At 54.3% G+C, this 19,834-nt stretch carries 13 protein-coding genes; 1 reads left to right on the top strand and 12 read right to left on the bottom strand.

The window, feature by feature from the left end:
- Positions 1-6: 6 nt before the first annotated feature.
- The 12 genes from recD to rppH all read right to left on the bottom strand — a co-directional run bounded on the left by recD (position 7) and on the right by rppH (position 18,428).
- Positions 7-1,836: an exodeoxyribonuclease V subunit alpha gene (gene recD, locus WHR59_RS04490; RefSeq protein ID WP_172862372.1), complete on the bottom strand. Its 1,830-nt coding sequence runs from the start codon at positions 1,834-1,836 to the stop codon at positions 7-9.
- Positions 1,833-5,378 (bottom strand): exodeoxyribonuclease V subunit beta, encoded by a 3,546-nt coding sequence (gene recB, locus WHR59_RS04485; RefSeq protein ID WP_338843634.1) that lies wholly within the window; start codon positions 5,376-5,378, stop codon positions 1,833-1,835. Before recB ends, recD begins: the two co-directional genes overlap by 4 nt.
- Entirely contained in the window at positions 5,371-8,259 is a 2,889-nt protein-coding gene (ptrA, locus tag WHR59_RS04480; protein ID WP_047408993.1) for a pitrilysin, read from the bottom strand. Before ptrA ends, recB begins: the two co-directional genes overlap by 8 nt.
- A gap of 179 nt (positions 8,260-8,438) precedes the next feature.
- Entirely contained in the window at positions 8,439-11,807 is a 3,369-nt protein-coding gene (gene recC / locus WHR59_RS04475) for an exodeoxyribonuclease V subunit gamma (RefSeq protein ID WP_338843633.1), read from the bottom strand.
- A gap of 12 nt (positions 11,808-11,819) precedes the next feature.
- Positions 11,820-12,143, bottom strand: a complete 324-nt coding sequence (locus WHR59_RS04470) for a prepilin-type N-terminal cleavage/methylation domain-containing protein (RefSeq protein WP_043017431.1) — start codon at positions 12,141-12,143, stop codon at positions 11,820-11,822.
- Complete coding sequence (locus tag WHR59_RS04465; protein ID WP_080626149.1) at positions 12,128-12,535, bottom strand: DUF2509 family protein; 408 nt, start codon at positions 12,533-12,535, stop codon at positions 12,128-12,130. Before WHR59_RS04465 ends, WHR59_RS04470 begins: the two co-directional genes overlap by 16 nt.
- Positions 12,532-13,095, bottom strand: coding sequence for a prepilin peptidase-dependent protein (locus WHR59_RS04460; RefSeq protein ID WP_080626148.1), 564 nt, complete (start codon positions 13,093-13,095; stop codon positions 12,532-12,534). The genes WHR59_RS04465 and WHR59_RS04460 overlap by 4 nt, the downstream gene beginning before the upstream one ends.
- Complete coding sequence (locus WHR59_RS04455) at positions 13,086-13,556, bottom strand: prepilin peptidase-dependent protein (protein ID WP_043017434.1); 471 nt, start codon at positions 13,554-13,556, stop codon at positions 13,086-13,088. The genes WHR59_RS04460 and WHR59_RS04455 overlap by 10 nt, the downstream gene beginning before the upstream one ends.
- A 183-nt stretch (positions 13,557-13,739) precedes the next feature.
- Positions 13,740-14,534 carry a thymidylate synthase gene (gene thyA / locus WHR59_RS04450; protein WP_003033990.1) on the bottom strand — a complete coding sequence of 265 codons (795 nt, stop codon included), beginning with the start codon at positions 14,532-14,534 and terminating at the stop codon, positions 13,740-13,742.
- A 6-nt stretch (positions 14,535-14,540) separates the two neighbouring features.
- Positions 14,541-15,416: a prolipoprotein diacylglyceryl transferase gene (gene lgt, locus WHR59_RS04445; protein ID WP_043017436.1), complete on the bottom strand. Its 876-nt coding sequence runs from the start codon at positions 15,414-15,416 to the stop codon at positions 14,541-14,543.
- A gap of 222 nt (positions 15,417-15,638) precedes the next feature.
- Positions 15,639-17,885: a phosphoenolpyruvate--protein phosphotransferase gene (ptsP, locus tag WHR59_RS04440; protein ID WP_043017437.1), complete on the bottom strand. Its 2,247-nt coding sequence runs from the start codon at positions 17,883-17,885 to the stop codon at positions 15,639-15,641.
- A 12-nt stretch (positions 17,886-17,897) separates the two neighbouring features.
- Positions 17,898-18,428: an RNA pyrophosphohydrolase gene (gene rppH, locus WHR59_RS04435; protein WP_003825602.1), complete on the bottom strand. Its 531-nt coding sequence runs from the start codon at positions 18,426-18,428 to the stop codon at positions 17,898-17,900.
- Between the two features lie 684 nt (positions 18,429-19,112).
- Here rppH and mutH point away from each other — a divergent pair.
- The gene (gene mutH / locus WHR59_RS04430) at positions 19,113-19,808 is read left to right on the top strand and encodes a DNA mismatch repair endonuclease MutH (RefSeq protein WP_043017438.1); all 696 of its coding nucleotides are present in this window, start codon (positions 19,113-19,115) and stop codon (positions 19,806-19,808) included.
- Positions 19,809-19,834: the final 26 nt, after the last annotated feature.

The following is a 19,834-nucleotide window of genomic DNA, read 5'->3' as shown; positions in this document are numbered from 1 at the left end:
CTACATCTACATCATGCCGTCATTAAATAATGCTGACAATCCGCTGCGACGTTCGGTGCGGGTGGCAATGGCGCCACTCAGTATCCGCTCATCGGCATACAGCGACAGACGGCGACGCGCGCGGGTAACGGCGGTATAGACCAGCTCGCGGGTAACCACGGGTGAATGCTGGCTGGGTAAAATCAACGCCGCGTGGTCAAACTCGGATCCCTGCGATTTATGCACCGTCATCGCCCAGGTGGTTTCATGCTCAGGCAAGCGGCTGGGTTGCACCGATTTGATAGCACCGTCCGGCAGCGTAAACCACACCCTCAGGCCCTGTCCACGATCGAGGGCAATACCGATATCGCCGTTAAATAATCCCAGCGAACTGTCATTGCGCGCGATCATCACTGGCCTTCCCTCATACCAGCGGCTATGCGGTGAACGATGAATTTTACGTTTTTGCGCCATCACCTGCTCGATGCGTTCATTCAAACCGCCCACGCCAAACGGCCCTTCCCGCAGGGCACATAGCAGTTGATACTCATTGAAGACCTGAATGACAGCATCCGGCTCGGCACCCTCGCGCAGTAAATCCAGATAGTGCCCATAGCCCGCCAACGCCTCATCCAGCATTGCGGCATAATCCTCGCTGCTGTGTAACGTGCGTTTTTCGATGTCGCTAAATCCCTGCTGGAAAACCGTTTTTATCGCAGCTTTGTCGCCGCGATTAATCGCAGCAGCCAACTGACCAATTCCGGAATCGCTGCCAAAACGGTAGCTCTTTTGCAGCAGGCACAGACTGTCGCGCAGAGCTGCCGCCTGAGTTCCCGGCCCTACCGGAATAGCGCTTCCGGTCAGGCGACTGAGCTGGCGGGCGCGTTCCGGGGTAAACCCGTCACCGACGAAAGCACAGATATCCCCCAGCACCGCCCCCGCCTCGACAGAAGCGAGCTGGTCGCGATCGCCCAGAAAAATCACCCGCCCGTGCGGCGGCAGCGCATCGATAAGGCGCGACATCATCGGCAAATCGATCATCGAAGCTTCATCCACCACCAGCACATCCAGATGCAGCGGGTTTCCCGCATGATGACGCAGGCGCTGACTGCCAGGCTGAGCGCCTAATAATCGATGCAGCGTACTGGCGTCATCGGGAATGCGTTTCTTTTGCTCATCGGTTAGCGGTAGCTCTCGCAGTGCCGCACCCAGCGAGGCGGTCAGGCGCGCTGCCGCCTTTCCCGTTGGCGCTGCCAGTCGAATACGACAGCGTTCACCGTCCGCCATCTGAATCAATGCCGCCAGCAGCCTCGCAACCGTTGTCGTTTTTCCGGTTCCCGGCCCGCCGGAGATCACCGATATACGACGGGTCAGCGCTACAGCAGCGGCCACTTTTTGCCAGTTAACTCCCTCTGATGGCGGAAACAGCGCCTCCAGCGTATGGGTCAGGCGTTGTTCGTCCACCTCAATGGCGTGGTTTACCTCACTGAAAAAGCGCGCCACCGCGCGTTCGTTATGCCACATCCGGTTCAGGTACAGGCGATCGCCATACAGCACCAGCGGCGTGGGTTGATCGCCACGGCTTACCGCCCCGGAAGCCAGCAGGCAGTCCGCCCAGTTCTCAGGCTCTCCCGCTTCAGCGAGCCAGCCGCTTAACAGAGGATGCGCGTCCTCACTCAGGGATAACCGTGAAAGCGGTAAGCAGACGTGCCCTTCACCTGCTTCGCGGCTGAGCAACGCCGCCGCCAGCGCAACGGCAGGGTTATCATTTCCGGCAACCGCCAGCGCAAACTGAGCATCCAGAGGCCTGAGCTGCTTTTGCTCAACGGCTTCCAGTAATCGTTTCTGGATTGTCATGACATCTCCTCCAGCAGCGCACCAGCAAACAACTCATCCATCAAGGCGATCAACTCCCCGTCAGGTCGGGTCGCGTAAATTCCCTGCTGCGGATTCTCACTGTCAACGCCACGCAGGAAGAGATAAATAACGCCGCCAAAATGGCGTTCATAATCGTAATCAGCAATGCGATGGCGCAAGTAGCGATGCAGCGCCAGGGTATAAAGTTGATACTGCAGGTCGTAGCGATGCGCCTGCATGGCAGAGGCCATCGCCTGCTGCGTATAGGCTGAGCTGTCTTCGCCCAGCCAGTTCGATTTGTAATCGAGCAGGTAATAACGCCCCTGGTGGCGGAATACCAGGTCAATAAACCCTTTCAGCATGCCACGCACCTGCATAAACTCCAGCGCAGGGCACCCCGCCGAGAGCGGATCGTACTGACGAATCAACGCATCAAGTTGGTTGGCCATCAGCGGCTGCGAAATCGGCAGATAAAACTCCATCTCCACCTGTTTTTCACGCGCGGAAAGATGGCTCAAACTCACGCCCGTCTCGTTGAGAGGCGCTTGCAAAATGGCGTCCAGCCATTCGGTCAAAACCGGCGTCCAGTGCGCGTCATAACCCCCCAACGCTAGTTGCTCTTCGACCCAATGCGGATCCACCGGTTGCGTAAAATCGAGATCTTCAAACAGGCTATGCAAGAACGTACCCGGCGAAGCGCCGCGCGGGAACTGATGCGGTGTAAGTCCTGACTCTTCAATAATCTCACCGACGCCTGCGGCATCGATATCGAGTCGCGGGATCAGATCCTGCGCGATACCATGTCCCTGCTGTTGCAGACCGGAATAACTGGTCACTCGCCAGCTATCGCCTGGCGTACGCCGCAGTATTTTCGCACTCAGTTCGCTGCTAACAGCCTGCGTAACCTGCCAGGGTTCACCGTCAGGCTGCGCAGGCGTCTGGCAGGCAATATCGTTGCTGCAAAGCGCTTCAATCGCACCACGCAGACCCGCAGCATCCATCGGCTCGCCTTTTTGCAACAGGCGGCCAAGAGCACTCTGATGCACATCGGTATCCCCTTTTTTATCGCCCCGGCGTCGCACCAACGGCGCAACGCCAAGGCTGCAGTGCCATACCGAACGGGTTAACGCGACATAAAGCAAACGCAGGTCTTCCGCCAGGCGTTCCGCTTCGGCCAGCTCAACGCTCTCCTCGGCATCGCTGAGATCCAGCACAGCTTCAAAAGAGCTGCGATCGTGGTAGAAAGCCTGATCCTGGACACGGAAATTGGTGATAAACGGCAGCCAAACCAGCGGATACTCCAGCCCTTTCGATTTATGGATGGTGACGATTTTGACCAGATGCTTGTCGCTTTCCAGCCTGAGCTGCTGGCTGGACGCGTTGCTGTCGGGTTCAAGAATATGCTGGGATAACCAGCGCACCAGCGCATGCTCACTTTCCAGTTGCGACCCCGCTTCCTGCAACAGTTCGCTGATGTGTAGAATGTCTGTCAGGCGGCGTTCGCCCCCCGCCGTCGCCAGCAGGTTTTCCGCAATCTGGCGGGCTGCCATCAGCGCGCGCAGCATCGGCATCACGCCGCGTTTATGCCAGATCTGACGATAGCCATCGAACTCTTCGACCACCGCATCCCAGGCATTTTCGTCGTTATTTAACGCTTCAAGATCCTGCGCATTCAGCCCCATCATCGAGGTCGCCAGCGCGCTACGCAGCGTATTCTCACGCTCCGGCGTCATCACCGCCTGCAGCACCCACAGCAACTCCTGCGCCTCCAGCGTTTCAAATACGCTGTCACGGTTAGAGAGGTAGACGGAGGGAATGGCCAGTTGGGTCAGCGCATCACGGACCAGCGCCGCTTCCTGGCGGCTACGAACCAATACGCTGATGTCCGACGCGCGTACCGGACTGGATGTTTTACCACTGACCAGTTGCGCAGCACCAGAATGTCCGGCCTTAAGCCAGTCGCGAATTTGCGTGGCGCACACCTGGGCCATGTAGTTCTGATAGTCGCCCACGCCACAGCTTTCCCCTTCCATCAGCCACATACTCATAGCGGGCTGCGTTTCACCGTGTAAAACAAACTGAAGCGCCTGGTTTTTTTCTGCAGATTTTACCGGGCTGAAGGGGATTTCGCGGAACATAAAGGCGTCGTCCATCTGGCTGAAAAGCGTATTCACGCTATTGACCATGCCAGGGGCCGAACGCCAGTTGGTATCGAGCGTATAGTGTGCGCTGACTTCGCTGCGCGCCTTCATATAGGTGAAGATATCCGCGCCGCGAAACGCGTAAATCGCCTGTTTCGGATCACCAATCAGCAGCAGTGCAGTATCCGGCTGATGCTGCCAGATCCGGCGAAAAATACGGTACTGCTGCGGATCGGTATCCTGAAATTCATCGATCATCGCGACCGGAAAACGGGTACGAATCGCCGTCGCCAGCGCATCGCCGCTTTCACTGCGCAACGCCGCATCCAGACGGCTAAGCATATCGTCAAAACCCAGCTCACCGCGGCGTCGTTTCTCTTCGGCAACCGCCGTGCGGATCTCCGCCAGCGCCCGGGTGATCACCAGATCCCGCAGGGTTAACGGTTCGCTAAGCAGTTCATCAATAGCGACAAACAGCGGGTGCTGAGGAGTTATCCCGCCCGCTTTAGTGCGCTCTTCCAGAAAACGCTGTGAGAATTTCTCCAGCGCGTCAGGAAGCTGGTAACTTTGAGTTTCTTCCTGCGCCCACGCGCTGATCTTTTCGATCCACTTCCCCTGGTTACCGCGATTAAATTTACGCCGATCGATCCCGGAGGCTTCCAACAGGCCGTCCAGCTCATCAACGCAATCGCGCCACTGCTGCTTGATTTGATTAATGCGCGCGAGAATTTGTTCGTGCCGGGAGGCCAGCGTTTCGTCATCGGACGGCGGAGCCTTGATAACTGGTGCTTCCCCCTGCAGATAGCGATCGATATCCCTCAGCAGCGCCTGCGGTCCTTTCCACGTTTCAAAAATCACCTGCGCAATGTCGCGGGGCAGCGGGTAGCAGTGTCGACGCCAGAAGTCCGCACAGGCCTGATAGCGCAGCAGCGATTCATCTTCTATCAGTTGCTGTTCGAACAGCATGCCTGATTCAAAGGCGTTGAGACTGAGCATACGCTGACAAAAACCGTGGATGGTAAACACTGCCGCTTCATCCATCTGTCTTTCAGCCAGTAGCAGCCACTGAGCGGCCTGTTTTTTATCGGCGATTTCATCTAACAAACGGGCGTATAGCGGGTTGTCGGTGGTTTCACGCAGGCAGGCAATTCGCAGTTCATGAATGTTGCTACGAATTCGACCTCGCAGCTCTTCGGTGGCCGCCTCGGTGAAGGTGACCACCAGCAGTTCTTCGACGGTCAGAGGACGAGGAAAGGCGGCAGCGCCGCCCAGTCCAAGCAGTAAACGTAAATACAGAGCGGCGATGGTAAAGGTTTTACCGGTGCCCGCAGAGGCTTCAATCAGGCGCTCGCCCGTCAGGGGCAAGCGCAGTGGATCAAGGGACTCAGCGGCATCATTCATTCTTATCACTCATCAGGGGTAAGGTTTGCTGCAACGCGCTGACGGTCTGCCACACTTTCCAGCCTTCCGGGTGCACATATTCTGCTTTCCCGTTCTGACTGCCGGAAACCTGTGACAGTATCGCCATGCCTTGCGGCTCAACCACCGCCTGATGGAAGAAATCGGCAAGTTTTTGCGGCGTCAGCAGTTTAATCTGAGCCACTATTTTATCACGTGAATCGAAGCGCATATTACCGCGATCAAAATCTTTGCTTAACTGCGAGGCTTCAGCCCCCAGCGTTTGCGGCGCCTGCAGCATTTGCGCAATAATCGCCTGCTGAATTTGCGCAAACTCTTCAGGTTTCATCGCCCGCAGCTTCGCTTCCGCCGTCGGGAAGAACGCTTTATAACGCTCCCAGAGGTAAGACGGCTGCTTATCGCTGCTTTGCAGCAGGAACCCCATTCCCCACTGACGGCCAACGCTCATTGGGAATGCAAATACGGCGTAGCCTAACTGTTCTTCAGTACGCAGTTGATTGTAGAACCACGGCTGAACAATCTGCCCTAACATGGCGCTGTAGGCTGAACTGGCGTATTCATCGTATCCGGTTGGCACAAATACGGCCGCCAGCGCAGAATCCGTGCTGCTGCCTGCTTTTTCAAAGATAACGGACTGCTTCTTGTCCACCACCACATCTTTGTTGCGACACCACTGCGACCCGTTAGCGCCAAGCTGTTGCTGGATATCCCGCGCCATGGTTGTCGCCTGAGCTGCGCTCATATTACCAATTACCAGGAATTCAGGCCGCGCACCGGTTTTTAAGGCGTCGCGGTAGGTCATCACCTCTTTCAGGGTGATAGAAGGCAGCAGCTTACGGCGTTCATCACGTGAGAAATACGGTACCTGAGAAAGCATCTGCACCGGCATAATGGCCTGATCGTAGGCTTTCCCCTTCTCTGCGGAATCCATCATCTGCGCATACCACGATTTTGCCTGTTCCAGCTGTTCATCCGTTGAGGTGTAGCTGAAATAGCCGCTCAGCAGCGCCTGAAAAAGCTGCGGCAGACGTTGGGTGTAGCCGTTGGCGTTAAGCATCAACCCATTGTTAGCATTGGTTGAGAAACCAATTCCACCTACCGACGCCTGGTTGCTTAACTGATCGAGCGCAATCCCCGCCAGGTAATCGTTAAGTGCGAATAAAACCTGGTTGCGCGCGCTGTCCATGGCTTTCGGGTTACGCAGGATCGCGCTAACGTCAGCCTTCGGCTCACTGGCAAAATACTGGCTCGGCGCATACACCACACGTAAATCCGGCTCATCAACAATCAGTTCCGGGTGAGCGTATTTTTTATCCGTTTTAATCAGCGTGAAATCATCCGGAATGTAGGGGTTTAACTCCGGTAAAGACAGCGCAATGCCCTGCGCTTTTTGCTGCCAGTCGGCAAAGGTTTTGTCGCTGATCTTATCCACCTGGTAAGGCGCATCGACAAAATACGCGGTTTTATTATGCGGTTCTTTCGCGCTGATATACCAGATACGCGCATTCTGCGGCGTCATCATTGCCAGGCGTTGCTCAACGGCTTTCGCATCGTACTGGTCAGCAATATTCACCGCATCCAGCGTATGTTCGACGGGAACACGGATCATGGTATCAGCCAACCATTCCACGTAGTCCATATCACGGGTGATGGAGGGATAACGGAAATCCAGATCCAGCACGTGCGCCAGCTCGTCAAAATAACGTTTATCGACGCCTTTCTCGCGTAACAAATTGAGGTAGCTAAAGATTGCCGCAACAACTTCATCGCGGTTCGCCAGCCCCTTGTCGGTTAACGTCGCGGAAATGGCTAACACGCCGCTGTTCCCGTTGACCACCGGATCGGAGTCTGCGCGAATACCTTCAACCAGGCCCTGCTTTTGCAGCCAGTCAGACAACGTGCCCGGGCTACGATTGCCAATCAGGTAGGTCACCAGTTCATCGGTTTTACTGCGGAACTGCGCGCTGTTGTTATCGATACGAAACTCGACGCGCAGCACTTTACGCGGCATTGCCGGAACATAGTGGATGATGACGCCCTTTTGCGCGTCGGTGACTACCGGTACGGTAATTTCAGGTTTTGCGATATTTCTGTTCGGTACGCGTCCAAAGGTGTCAGCCGCTATCCGCGCCAGCTCTGGCAGCGGTTTATTACTATAAATCACTGCCTTCATCAGGTTCGCGGAGTAGTACTTTTCATGAAAATTTTGTAATGCCTGCACCACCGGGTTACCCGGTTTATCGCTTAATGTCTCGAGATTTCCGCCGGAGAAACGCGAGCCTGGGTGCGCCGGGTTGATGGTCTCAGCGCTCACCTGCGCCATACGCATCCCGTCTCGGGTACGCGCCAGCGTCAGCTCGGAGTTAACCGCGTTACGCTCACGGTCGGCATATTTTTTATCCAGTAACGGATCGGCAATAGCGTCCGCCAGACGATCCACTGCCCCCACCAGCGCGTCGTTTTCGACTTCAAGATAGAAGGCCGTACGATAAGGCGCTGTGCTGGCATTGTGGCTGCCGCCATGCATTTTCAGGAATTCAGCCAGGCTGTCCGGCTGCGGGTATTTTTTCGAGCCCATCAGGCACATGTGTTCAAGATAATGCGCCAGCCCCTGATGATCGTCCGGATCTTCCAGCGAGCCCACGGGGACGACCAGTGCAGAAAGGGATTTCACGGCCTGAGGATCGGATACCAGCAGCACGACCATGCCATTATCAAGGCGCACGGCCTGATACTGACGGGTGTCTTTATCGCTTTTACGGATGGTTTCAGCTAAAGGCTGCCAACCGGTATCTGCCTGACTTACGGGAACCCAAAGGGCGACGAACAACAGTAATGCGCTGAACCAGGTGCTGCGGGGCATTCACAAACCTCATCATTAACGTATTCACCTGTTCACTGCAAAGCACGTATGAATACGTGGTCTGAACAGGGCAAGACTCTGTGCTGAACGAGCCAGCATCTTCTCTTTATAAGAATCAGTCCGTGACAGAATGCGCATCATAGATGAAGCCATCGAGTTGCGCAATTTTTATACAATCATCATGACTGATTAAAGCGAAAAATCGGTAACAGGTAGTGCTGAGACTGTAAAACAATGGTCTCCAGCGTATCAGCATCCAGTTGTCGCCAAAGACGCTGATACCAGATGTCGTCGCCTTCACCTCGTACTATCATGTTGCCTTCATAGGCCTGCAGAAACTTACTGCGCGCTTTTTGCAACGTTGCATCGTCATCTAACATGGCATCATTTGCGGCGTCATAACAGGTTTTTATCCATGCACCGCCGCTTTCGGGCAACACCAGCAACGGTGACGACATGCCTTCCCGATACCCCTCAATGAGTTGCGACAGGTACAGTAACGCCTGTTCTGCATCCAGCGGCGGAAAACGCCATTCCCCGTCTTTACGCAGGAACAACCGGCTCTCTCCCATACCGCCACTGGCACAATAGACAAGATGTTCCAGCCAAAGTTGCACACCTTGCGCAATGCTTATCAAAGATGGGCGCCAGCGCAACAAACCGTCCTCTTGTACCTGCGGCAGCCAACCGGTGATTTGCACGCCGTTACAGTTAAGATCGATTTCCATGCTCTGACAGGGCTGGCGACAGGCGATAATGCGTTCAGCCAGCGACTGCATCTCCTGACGCTGCGTATCCCACAGAATTTCGCCAAATGGCCCATAGGGTAGCGCGCCCGCCGCACGAAAACGGCGGAACAGCCGTTCAGCATCGTTCTCTTCAACCAGCGTATTAAGCAATTGCTGATTAAGCTGATAGCGGGTTAATCCTTCAAGGGTGAAAGGTTCCGTATCGGGGATCTCACTCTCTTCAGAGCGGAAATTAACCCTCAAACGCATCTGGAAAAAGGCGCGTACCGGATGAGCCCAAAATCGCTGCAGCGTTTCCAGCGTCAGCGTTTCGGGCATCTCAAAGGGAAGAGGCTGTACAAAATCCGTGTGCGCTTTTCCTGACAGACTCGCCGCAGGCAGCCATTCCCGGGCATAGCTTTGCTGTTCACCCGGTAGATAGTTTTGTGCATCAAAGGGCATACGGGTATGCAAACGGGTAACGTGCGCTTTCACCCGGGCCTCGCTTTGATCGCAGGTTAACGATTCATCGCCCGGCAGATAGTGGCTTTGCCCAATGTAGTCCATCAATTCCTGTACCAGAACCGACGGGAAGCGCTCGCTGTTGTCCTGAATGGATCGGCCAATGTAGCTGATATAGAGCGTTTGCTGTGCCGAAATCAATGCTTCGAGGAACAGATAGCGGTCATCATCGCGACGACTACGATCGCCCCGCATCGGTTTTTGGCTCATTAAATCAAAGCCCAGCGGCGCAAGCTGGCGCGGATAAACGCCATCGTTCATGCCCAGCAGGCACACCACCTTGAAAGGAATAGAACGCATCGGCATCAGCGTACAAATGTTAACGGGCCCCGCCAGGAAGCGCTGGCTGATGCGCTCCTGGTCAAGACGCTGCGCCAGCTCATCACGTAACAGAGAGAGCGGTACGGCCTCGCCATACTCGGCCCCCAAACCTTCAGTGATAATGGCCTGCCACTGCTGTTCAATCAGCGTCATCGCCGCTTCGGTATCCGCGTCCGGCAGGAAGAAATCATTAAGCATGTCCCGGCAAACAGGTAGCCATTCTTCCAGCGGTCGTTCCTGAGCTAACCCTCTACGCCAAAGATTGAGCTGCATCAGCAACGAGGCCAGATGCCCTACCAGCTCGGCAATCAATCCGCTGGACTCATCGTAAGGCAATACCGATTGCCACTCGCCCTGCGCGCTTTCCATCGCGTAGCCGAGCAGCATACGCGTTAAACCAAATTGCCAGGTATGCTGACCTGTAGGCGGAAGCTCCAGCTCACGCACGTTATCGTCGTCAATTCCCCAGCGAATACCGGATTCATTGACCCATAAGCGAAGATAGCGCAGCCCCTCTTCATCGATATTGAAACGCGCCGCCAGCACGGGAACATCCAGTAACGCCAGGACATCCTCTGAGACAAAACGGCTATCCGGCAGCGACAGCAGGCTAATAAAGGCCTGTAAGACGGGATGAGACTGGCGCGCCCGACGGTCGGAAATCGCGTAAGGTAAGTAACGCTCGGCTGGCGCGCTGCCAAAGACCGACTGAATGAATGGACTGTAGCTGTCGATATCCGCCACCATCACGATAATATCGCGCGGCGTCAGCGTTGGATCCGCTTCCAGCATTGCCAGCAGGCGGTCATGAAGAATTTCTACCTCGCGCTGTGGGCTATGGCAGACATGGAAAGTCACGCTGGTATCGTTCAGCTCAAGCCGGCGTTTATTGTCGCTCCGGGAATATTCTTCCAGCGTAACGCCCGCCACAGCATGACTTTCAAGCTCCAGAATATCCGATTGAATATTGTGCAAAAGATTGTCAGGCGTAATATCGACGAACGCATCCAGCTCCTGACTATTCTCTAGCTCTGAAAGCAGGTAAATGTAATCGCGCCCCAGTTTGCCCCATGAGGCCAGCATCGGGTTGCCCACATCCTGTTCGCCATCGCTATTAAATAATCCTTCAGCTTTCTGACTGTCACGAAACAACGGCAGATGGCGTTCTTCAAAGCTGTGCCGACGCTGACGCGCCATCAGCTTCGCCAGCCAGGCGGGATCTTTTATATCCCCCCAGTAGTAGCGACAAGGGTTGGTAAACAGCAGATGAATATCAATGTGCTTACCCAGCGCCTGCAATGCCTGCAAATAAACCGGCGGCAGCGCCGAAATACCGCAAATAAAGACGCGAGAAGGCAGTCCCTGCGGGCACTCGGACGCACTTTCCAGGGTCTGAATAAAACGTTGGTATAAATTGGCACGATGCCAGCGCGGCTGGCCCAATTCCTCAGTGTATTCCACCAGCGCTTTCCACAACGGGGCCTGCCAGGCCTGAGACTCGCCAAGTCCGTCAACCAGTCGCCCGGCTTCCCACTGGGTCAACCAGTCAGGGCGGTAGACTAAATACTGGTCAAAAAGGTCAGCAGCGCGCGAGGAAAGCTGAAACAGCTTGCGCTTATCGGTGTCGTCCGTCAGATAGTGGCGCAGCAATGCGAAATCATCGCCATCCAGTAACTGCGGCAACAGCGTCATCAACTTCCAACTCATGCTCTGTTTGCTAAACGCGCTCTCTTTCGGGATATCCGGCAGCACGCGCACAAACATATCCCAGATAAAACTCGCAGGCAGCGGAAAATCGATGTTGGCGGCAATACTAAACTTCTGTGCAAGGGTCATTTGTAGCCACTGCGCCATGCCGGTACTTTGAACCAGGATCATCTCAGGTTCAAAGGGGTCGTCCAGCCGCTCGCGCTCAACGATAAATTCCATTAACGCTTCCAGCACATCCAGACGATTGGAGTGGTAGACCCTTAACATAGCGACTCCTGACTACTGACGATTCGGGCAATGCAGACGCGTCATCTGACCCTGCCTGCCCAGGGGTGAAGATATTTTAACGTTGATGCTGACACATCCCGCTCTCGTTGTCTGCATTCGGTTAATCTGCCAGTCCAACGGTGATGAAAACTGATACAGCTGGGTTTGCTGCCAGGCATGACGCCAGAGTTGTTGGTACTGGTTTCTGATGATAAAGCTGTTCATCAGCGCCCGCTGGTATCCCGACAACGCGGTCACAATCATTATCATCAGTACCATTGCCAGCATCACTTCCGGCAGGCTAAAGCCACGCTGTCTGTTCAGGGGATCTGACATAACGCCTGCTCCTTTAACGGGCAAAAATCGCTCCAGCCATTGGCCGAGAAGGCGATGTTGCCATCGATAACCGCTCCCTGACGCCATAGAGACACCCCTTCATAGTGAGCAATAAGCAGCACGAAATTATTAGTAAGCAGGCGCAGGCAAACCGCGGCATCCTGCATGGTATCGCGCCGACACTGTACGGCGGGTTGTATGCGCCAGGGCTGCATACGTCCCCATTCCATAGCGGATTGCACCGTCGCCTGACGCTGCAGCGCCTGGCTTTGCGTCACCACTCGTGAAGCAAAACTGGCCTCCTGTCTGCTAGCGCCTTGCAGCAGAAGACTACCGAGCACCAGCAGCAACAGGACCATCGCCAGAGATGAAGCGCCTCTCTCGCTGTTCACAGGTTGAATCCCGTAACGCTGTACACGGCTTCAATAACCTTTTGTGGTTCGACATTGTTCACTCCGCGCAAACGCAGCGTAAGGAGCGGGGAATATCCGCTGATCTTCAGGCGTTCAACCTGAAATGCCTCAATCTGTATCGTGGCTGGATCGGTCATTTTCTCCCACCCTTTTCCATTACAGTCAGTTGCTCCCCGCAGGGTCTCCAGCACCTTGTCCTGTAAACGAAACCCGATAGCATCAGCCTCTTTAGCGGAACTGCTGTCCCAAACGCCGTTGCTGTTAGCATCCCAGCGGGCAATAACACAGTCCCCCTTAGCCGATATCACCAGTCCCTCTCCGCCACAGTTTCCCCGGCAATACCCTGCCCGCTGAAGGTGCTTAGCCACGGTATAGACCCGCTGCCATATTTCATCTTCCAGCGCCAACTGGCTCGTATTGCGCAGAATCTCTCGCTGTAGCGCCGGTAAAAATTGCGCTGAGCTAAGCAGTAAAACGCTGCTAATCGCCATCGCAATGAGTACCTCCAGCAGTGAAAATCCCCGTTCCTTTACTGACATAACCGGGCCTCATCGCGTTCGCAAAGCCTGATTCGCCCCCAACCAGATACCACCACCCGCCATTCCCCTGCCGTATTTTTCAGGCGGATATGTCCGGCCCATGCCGTATTGCGCAGACCAAAAAAGGCCAGTGAAGGCGTTATCTCTGCCAACTCGACATCGTCCCAGAGCGGTGTAAACACCAAAGGTGAAGTGGGTTTGCACACATCTTGCGAAGCCGCAGAGCTGACAAAGCACCACGATGCGCCATCCCGAATCACGCTTATCACGTGATCGCGGTTACGCCAGTTAGCATCTTCACGCAGTTGCAGCAGGTAATCCCGGACCTGGCAGGCAGTTTGCCACAGGCGCTGTTGTTGCTGCCAGCGCTGCCAGCCATAAAGACCTGATGCGCCAAGCGCCGCGACGATCAGCATCGTAATCAGGGTTTCGAGAAGCGTGTAGCCATGTTGTTTTTTCATGCCGCCAGTATGGCGTGAGGAAAATGAATAACGAGCGGGAAATTCGGTTTCTACGGCGAGCTACGGAGAATATTTTTCGAGTTACAGTCCATTGCAATAATTCAGGAATCTGCGCCGAAGAACGCGATTTTAGATAAAAAAAACCGACGCACACAGGCGTCGGTTGTGACAGCATGAAGCCGGTTAGATAGCCACTGGCGCTTTAATACCAGGATGCGGATCGTAGCCTTCAATTTCGAAGTCTTCGAAGCGATAGTCAAAAATAGATTCAGGCTTACGTTTGATAACCAGCTTCGGCAGCGCGCGCGGTTCACGGCTAAGCTGCAGATGCGTTTGATCCATATGATTGCTGTACAGGTGCGTGTCGCCACCGGTCCAGACAAAATCACCTACTTCCAGATCGCACTGCTGCGCCATCATGTGCACCAACAGGGCGTAGCTGGCAATGTTAAACGGCAAGCCGAGGAACACATCGCACGAACGCTGATACAGCTGGCAGGAGAGCTTGCCATCCGCTACGTAAAACTGGAAGAACGCATGGCACGGCGCCAGCGCCATTTTATCCAGCTCGCCAACGTTCCATGCGGAAACGATGATACGGCGAGAGTCCGGGTCATTTTTGAGCTGGTTTAACACCGTGGTGATCTGGTCAATATGGCGTCCATCTGGCGTAGGCCACGCGCGCCATTGTTTGCCATAAACCGGGCCTAAATTACCGTTTTCATCCGCCCATTCGTCCCAGATTGAGACGTTGTTTTCATGCAGGTAGGCAACGTTGGTGTCGCCCTGCAAAAACCACAGCAGCTCATGAATGATCGAGCGTAAATGGCAGCGTTTAGTCGTAACCAGCGGGAACCCTTCCTGCAGATTAAAACGCATCTGATGACCAAAAATGGAAAGCGTTCCGGTTCCGGTACGGTCGTTTTTCTGTGTGCCTTCATCCAGCACTTTTTGCATCAGTTCTAAATACTGTTTCATGGTTCCTCAGGAAACGTGTTGCTGTGGGCTGCGGCGGTACGCCCAAACCATCATAATAATGCCTGCGACAATCATCGGGATAGAGAGGATCTGTCCCATGCTGATGTACTGTACCCAGGTGCCGGTAAACTGCGCATCCGGCTGGCGGAAGAATTCAACGATAATACGAAACGCGCCATAGCCAATCAGGAACAGACCGGATACCGAGCCCATCGGGCGCGGCTTGCGAATGTACAGGTTGAGAATGATAAACAGCACGACACCTTCGAGCGCCATCTCATAAAGCTGTGAGGCGTGGCGCGGCAGCGAGCCGTAGGTATCAAAAATAGACTGCCATTGCGGGTTAGTTTGCAGCAGTAAAATATCTTCGGTGCGAGAGCCCGGGAACAGCATGGAAAACTTGAAGTTCGGGTCAACGCGTCCCCACAGCTCACCGTTGATAAAGTTACCCAGACGCCCTGCGCCCAGACCAAACGGAATCAGCGGGGCGATGAAATCAGAAACCTGGAAGAACGAACGTTTGGTGCGTTTGGCGAAGATAATCATCACCAGGATCACACCAATAAGCCCACCGTGGAAGGACATCCCACCGTCCCAGACGCGGAACAGATACAGCGGGTTGTCGAGGAATAACGGGAAGTTATAGAACAGTACATAACCAATACGTCCACCAAGGAACACCCCAAGGAAGCCCGCATACAGTAAGTTTTCTACTTCATTTTTGGTCCAGCCACTGCCCGGACGATTCGCGCGGCGGGTCGCCAGCCACATCGCAAATATAAACCCCACCAAATACATTAAGCCGTACCAGTGAAGCGCGACGGGTCCGATTGAGAAAATGACCGGATCGAAATCCGGAAAATGCAGATAGCTACTGGTCATCTGTCACCACAAGTTCTTGTTATTTCGCTGAAGTCAGACAGCAATTGATAAGCGCGCCTGCATAATACAGGCGCTCCAAAGGTGCGAATGATAGCACAAGGGGATCGCAGCGGATGCCGGGAAGATGTAAAAGATCTGTATAGGTAATCTTTATCCCCCCGCAATGCCTGATGGTGCTACGCTTACCAGGCCTACAGGCTGATAACACGAAATTTGTCAGGCCTATAATCCCCCGCGAATCAATCCCCCCATGCCACGGCGCTCCATAAAGGCCGCTACCTGATGGCGTACTTCTGCCGCCATCTGCGCTTCCAGGCTGCGCTGCGCCAGCGTTTGCGCTTCATCAAAATCGATATGACGCAGCAGATATTTGACGCGAGCGACGGAACGACCGTTCATCGACAAATGACGAAAACCAAGGCCGATCAGAATAGCCACGCACATCGGGTCGCCCGCCATTTCACCGCACAGGCGCAAATCGATACCGCTTTTTTCGGCTTCCTGCGCAATCATCGCCAGCGCACGTAACATCCCCGGATGCAGGCTGTCATAAATGCTGGCTACCCGCGTATTGTTACGATCGACGGCCAGAATGTACTGGGTTAAATCGTTAGTTCCGACCGAGATAAAGTCTATCCGGTTTGTCAGATGCGGCAGCATGAATACCATCGACGGAACTTCCAGCATGATGCCAATGCGCGGTTTCGGGATCGCATAGCCGATCATCTCTTCCACTTCACGTCCGGCGCGTTCAATCAAACGTCGCGCTTCGTCCACTTCATCAATGCTGGTAACCATCGGCAGCAAAATGCTGAGGTTGCCTGTTGCCGCGTTGGCTCGCAGCATGGCGCGAACCTGGATCAAAAAGATCTCCGGCTGATCGAGCGTTATGCGGATCCCACGCCAGCCAAGGCACGGGTTCTCTTCACTTATCGGCATGTAGGGCAGTTGTTTATCGGCGCCGACATCCAGAGTACGCAGAGTTACCGGCTTGTCATTAAACATTTGCAGCATCCCCTGATACTGCGCAACCTGTTCTTCTTCCGAAGGAAAACCGCTTTGCAGCATGAACGGGATTTCAGTGCGGTACAGGCCAATGCCGTCGATTCGGCTACCCAGCTTTTCTTCATGTTCCGGGCTGAGACCCGCATTGAGCATCACCTTCACGCGCTCGCCGCTTTTCAACTGCGCGGGCTGGTTGACGTCGTCTTCCGCCAGGCGGCTCAGCTCAATTTCTTCACTGATAAGACGCTGGTATTCCTGGATCAACACCGGTTCCGGATCAACCAGCAGTTCACCGCGATAACCGTCCACCACCAACGTACGGCGATGCAGCACCGAAGGCTGGATATCGGCCCCCATGACGGTAGGGATACCCAGCGCACGAACCATAATTGCCGCATGGGAGTTGGCTGCGCCGTCCCGGACAACCACGCCGACTAGCCGGTCCTGAGGAAGTTCCGCCAGCGTGGTCGCGGAAAGCTCATCCGCCACCAGCACAAAACGTTCCGGCCAGGCATTCGGCCCCTGAACAGAGTCGTCAAGATGGAACAGCAGACGCTGGCCCAGCGCACGTAAATCTCCGGCCCGCTCTTTGAGGTAGTTATCGCTCAGGGCGGCAAACTGTTCGGCAAACTTTTCGATGATCGTTTTAACGGCCCACTCGGCCACCGAACCATTATCCACTTCCGCAAATAGCTCACGGCGCAGGCGGGTATCAGAAAGCAGGTGTGAGTAGAGATCAAAGATCGCCGCCGTTTCTTTCTGCGCCCCGGCGGTAAAGCGTTTGCTGTAGCGGCGAAATTCGTTCGCCGCCTCTTCCAGCGCACCGGTCAGTCGCTCGCGCTCAAGCACCGGATCCAGCGTTGAAGCCTGATAGACCTGTTCCATCAGAGGCAGCGTCGCGTCCTGCCAGCCTTCGGCTATTGCCACACCGGGAGCGGCAGGCAATGCACGGATACGCGTTTGCCGGTATTGGCCAAATAGCGCGTTTAGCTGCGACTGCGAAAGAATAGCCGCCATTTGCGTGGCGAGCGTGACGAGGAAAGACTCTTCACTTTCATCGTACTGGCGCAATTCGCGCTGCTGTACCACCAGCACACCTAAAAGCTGGCGGCGCTGAATGATCGGCACGCCTAAGAACGCACGAAAGCGCTCTTCTTTTACCGAAGGAATGTATTTAAAGCTGGGATGTTTTTGCGCATCGGCGAGGTTGATAGGTTCCGCCAGCCTGCCAACCAGGCCAACGATACCTTCATCAAACGCGAGTGCGACAGTGCGACCACGCGGTTTTTTCAGTCCCCGGGTCGCCATGAGGTAATAACAACGTCGATCGTGATCGGCCAGATAAACCGAACAGACCTCTGTATCCATCGCAAGACAGATGTCGGTAACCAGAATATTCAGCGCCTCATTCAGACGCGGAGCACTGGCCACCTTTTCGACTATTTCGCGCAGGCGGGTGAGCATAATTTGCGTAGCTTAACCTCTTTTACGTCTGTACGCAGGTGCGCTTTGCGGCTTAGGAGTACTCTCCTGAAGCGCCATGACAACACTTGCGAATTCTTTCATCACCCTGCGATAGACATCGCGTTTAAATGACACCACCTGTCGAACCGGATACCAGTAACTCACCCAGCGCCAGCCGTCGAACTCAGGTGTACTGCTGGTTTGCATATTGATTTCAGCATCGCTGCTGACCAATTGCAGAAGAAACCATTTTTGTTTCTGGCCGATACAAACCGGCTTCGTGTCCCAACGCACCAAACGTTTCGGTAACTTGTAACGCAACCAGTTACGAGTAGAAGCAAGGATCCGTACATCTTTACGACTAAGACCCACTTCTTCAAAGAGTTCCCGGTACATCGCCTGCTCTGCTGTCTCTCCTGCATTTATCCCACCTTGCGGGAATTGCCAGGAGTGCTGACCAAATCGCCGGGCCCACATGACCTGCCCCTGGCGGTTACAAATTACTATCCCTACATTCGGGCGGTAGCCATCGTCATCAATCACCGGACTACCTCAACATAAACCTTATATACAAACGATTGTTTCACACTCCTGAGGGGCGGTAAACCACTCTGTTAAGGGTGCGATATTCTAATAACAATTGAATAACTCACAGCTAAGGGCCGAGTTATAAACAGAATAAGGGCAAGCAAGGCGATTTTATTCACCTTTTCTGTGGATATAGTTGTGAAGAAGTACGGAATTACTATGGGAAAACCCAGAACAGTCCGAATAAGACATTCGTCACATATTAAAAATAGTCTTATGGATTCATAAAGTTAAAACCGATCAGTGCAAATAAACACTTAGAAATGTGACGTGTATCACGCACACGATCTTCAGGCTGATGAAAGATCGACCAGCGTTGGTTTTATCCACAGATTATGCCAATAAGTTAGGCACAATTTGTGTGAAAATTCGATTTTCGTCGCACGTCAAGGCTGTAAATTGAAACAGTAGTGGGGCTTTTTCACAGTTATCCCATCTTTCTGTGGATAACATGGTGTAAGATCCTGTTCATTGTCAGTGACCAGAATTGGAAAACCTACTTCGCTGTTGCGCAACTCTGCACACGTGAATCTAAAAACCAATATAAATCATAGAATTGAATAAAGCATGTGGAAAAAGATAAACTCTGTCCACACGGTATAAAATCATTGCTCATTTTTTCACCTAAGGGTTAACCCGATGCCTGAACTCCGTCCGTTGCTTTCTCCCCCTGAATCTGAAGCCCAGTTGCTGAGCCAGGCGCGGCTACTTTCGGGCTACGCGTTAGGAGAATTAGCGGCAATGGCGGGAATCGTGGCGCCTAAGGATCTCAAGCGCGATAAAGGCTGGATTGGCGTGCTACTGGAAATCTGGCTCGGTGCCAGCGCGGGCAGTAAACCAGAGCAGGATTTTGCGGCACTGGGCGTGGAGCTGAAAACGATCCCTGTGGACAGTCTTGGCAGACCGCTGGAAACCACCTTTGTGTGTGTGGCGCCGTTAACCGGTAATACTGGCGTCACCTGGGAAACCAGCCATGTGCGGCACAAACTTAAACGCGTTCTGTGGATCCCGGTGGAAGGCGAACGCAGCATCCCGCTGGCTGAGCGTCGCGTCGGCTCTCCCCTGCTGTGGAGCCCGAATGAAGAAGAAGACCAGCAGTTGCGTCTGGACTGGGAAGAGTTGATGGACATGATAGTGTTAGGCCATGTCGAACGCATCACCGCTCGCCATGGGGAAGTACTGCAGCTGCGTCCTAAAGCAGCCAACGCCCGAGCGCTAACCGAGGCCATTGGCGCTCATGGCGAACCCATCCTCACCCTACCACGCGGCTTTTACTTGAAAAAGAACTTCACCCGCGCATTGCTTGAGCGACATTTCTTGTTCCAGGCGCAATAGGCACCGTCCGGCCTTTCACCCGCCGC

It is taken from the genome of Citrobacter europaeus (assembly GCF_037482245.1).
GTDB classification, from domain to species: Bacteria; Pseudomonadota; Gammaproteobacteria; order Enterobacterales; family Enterobacteriaceae; genus Citrobacter; species Citrobacter europaeus.
Note: the sequence above shows the minus strand (reverse complement) of the source record. Positions and strands in the feature narration are given on the sequence as shown.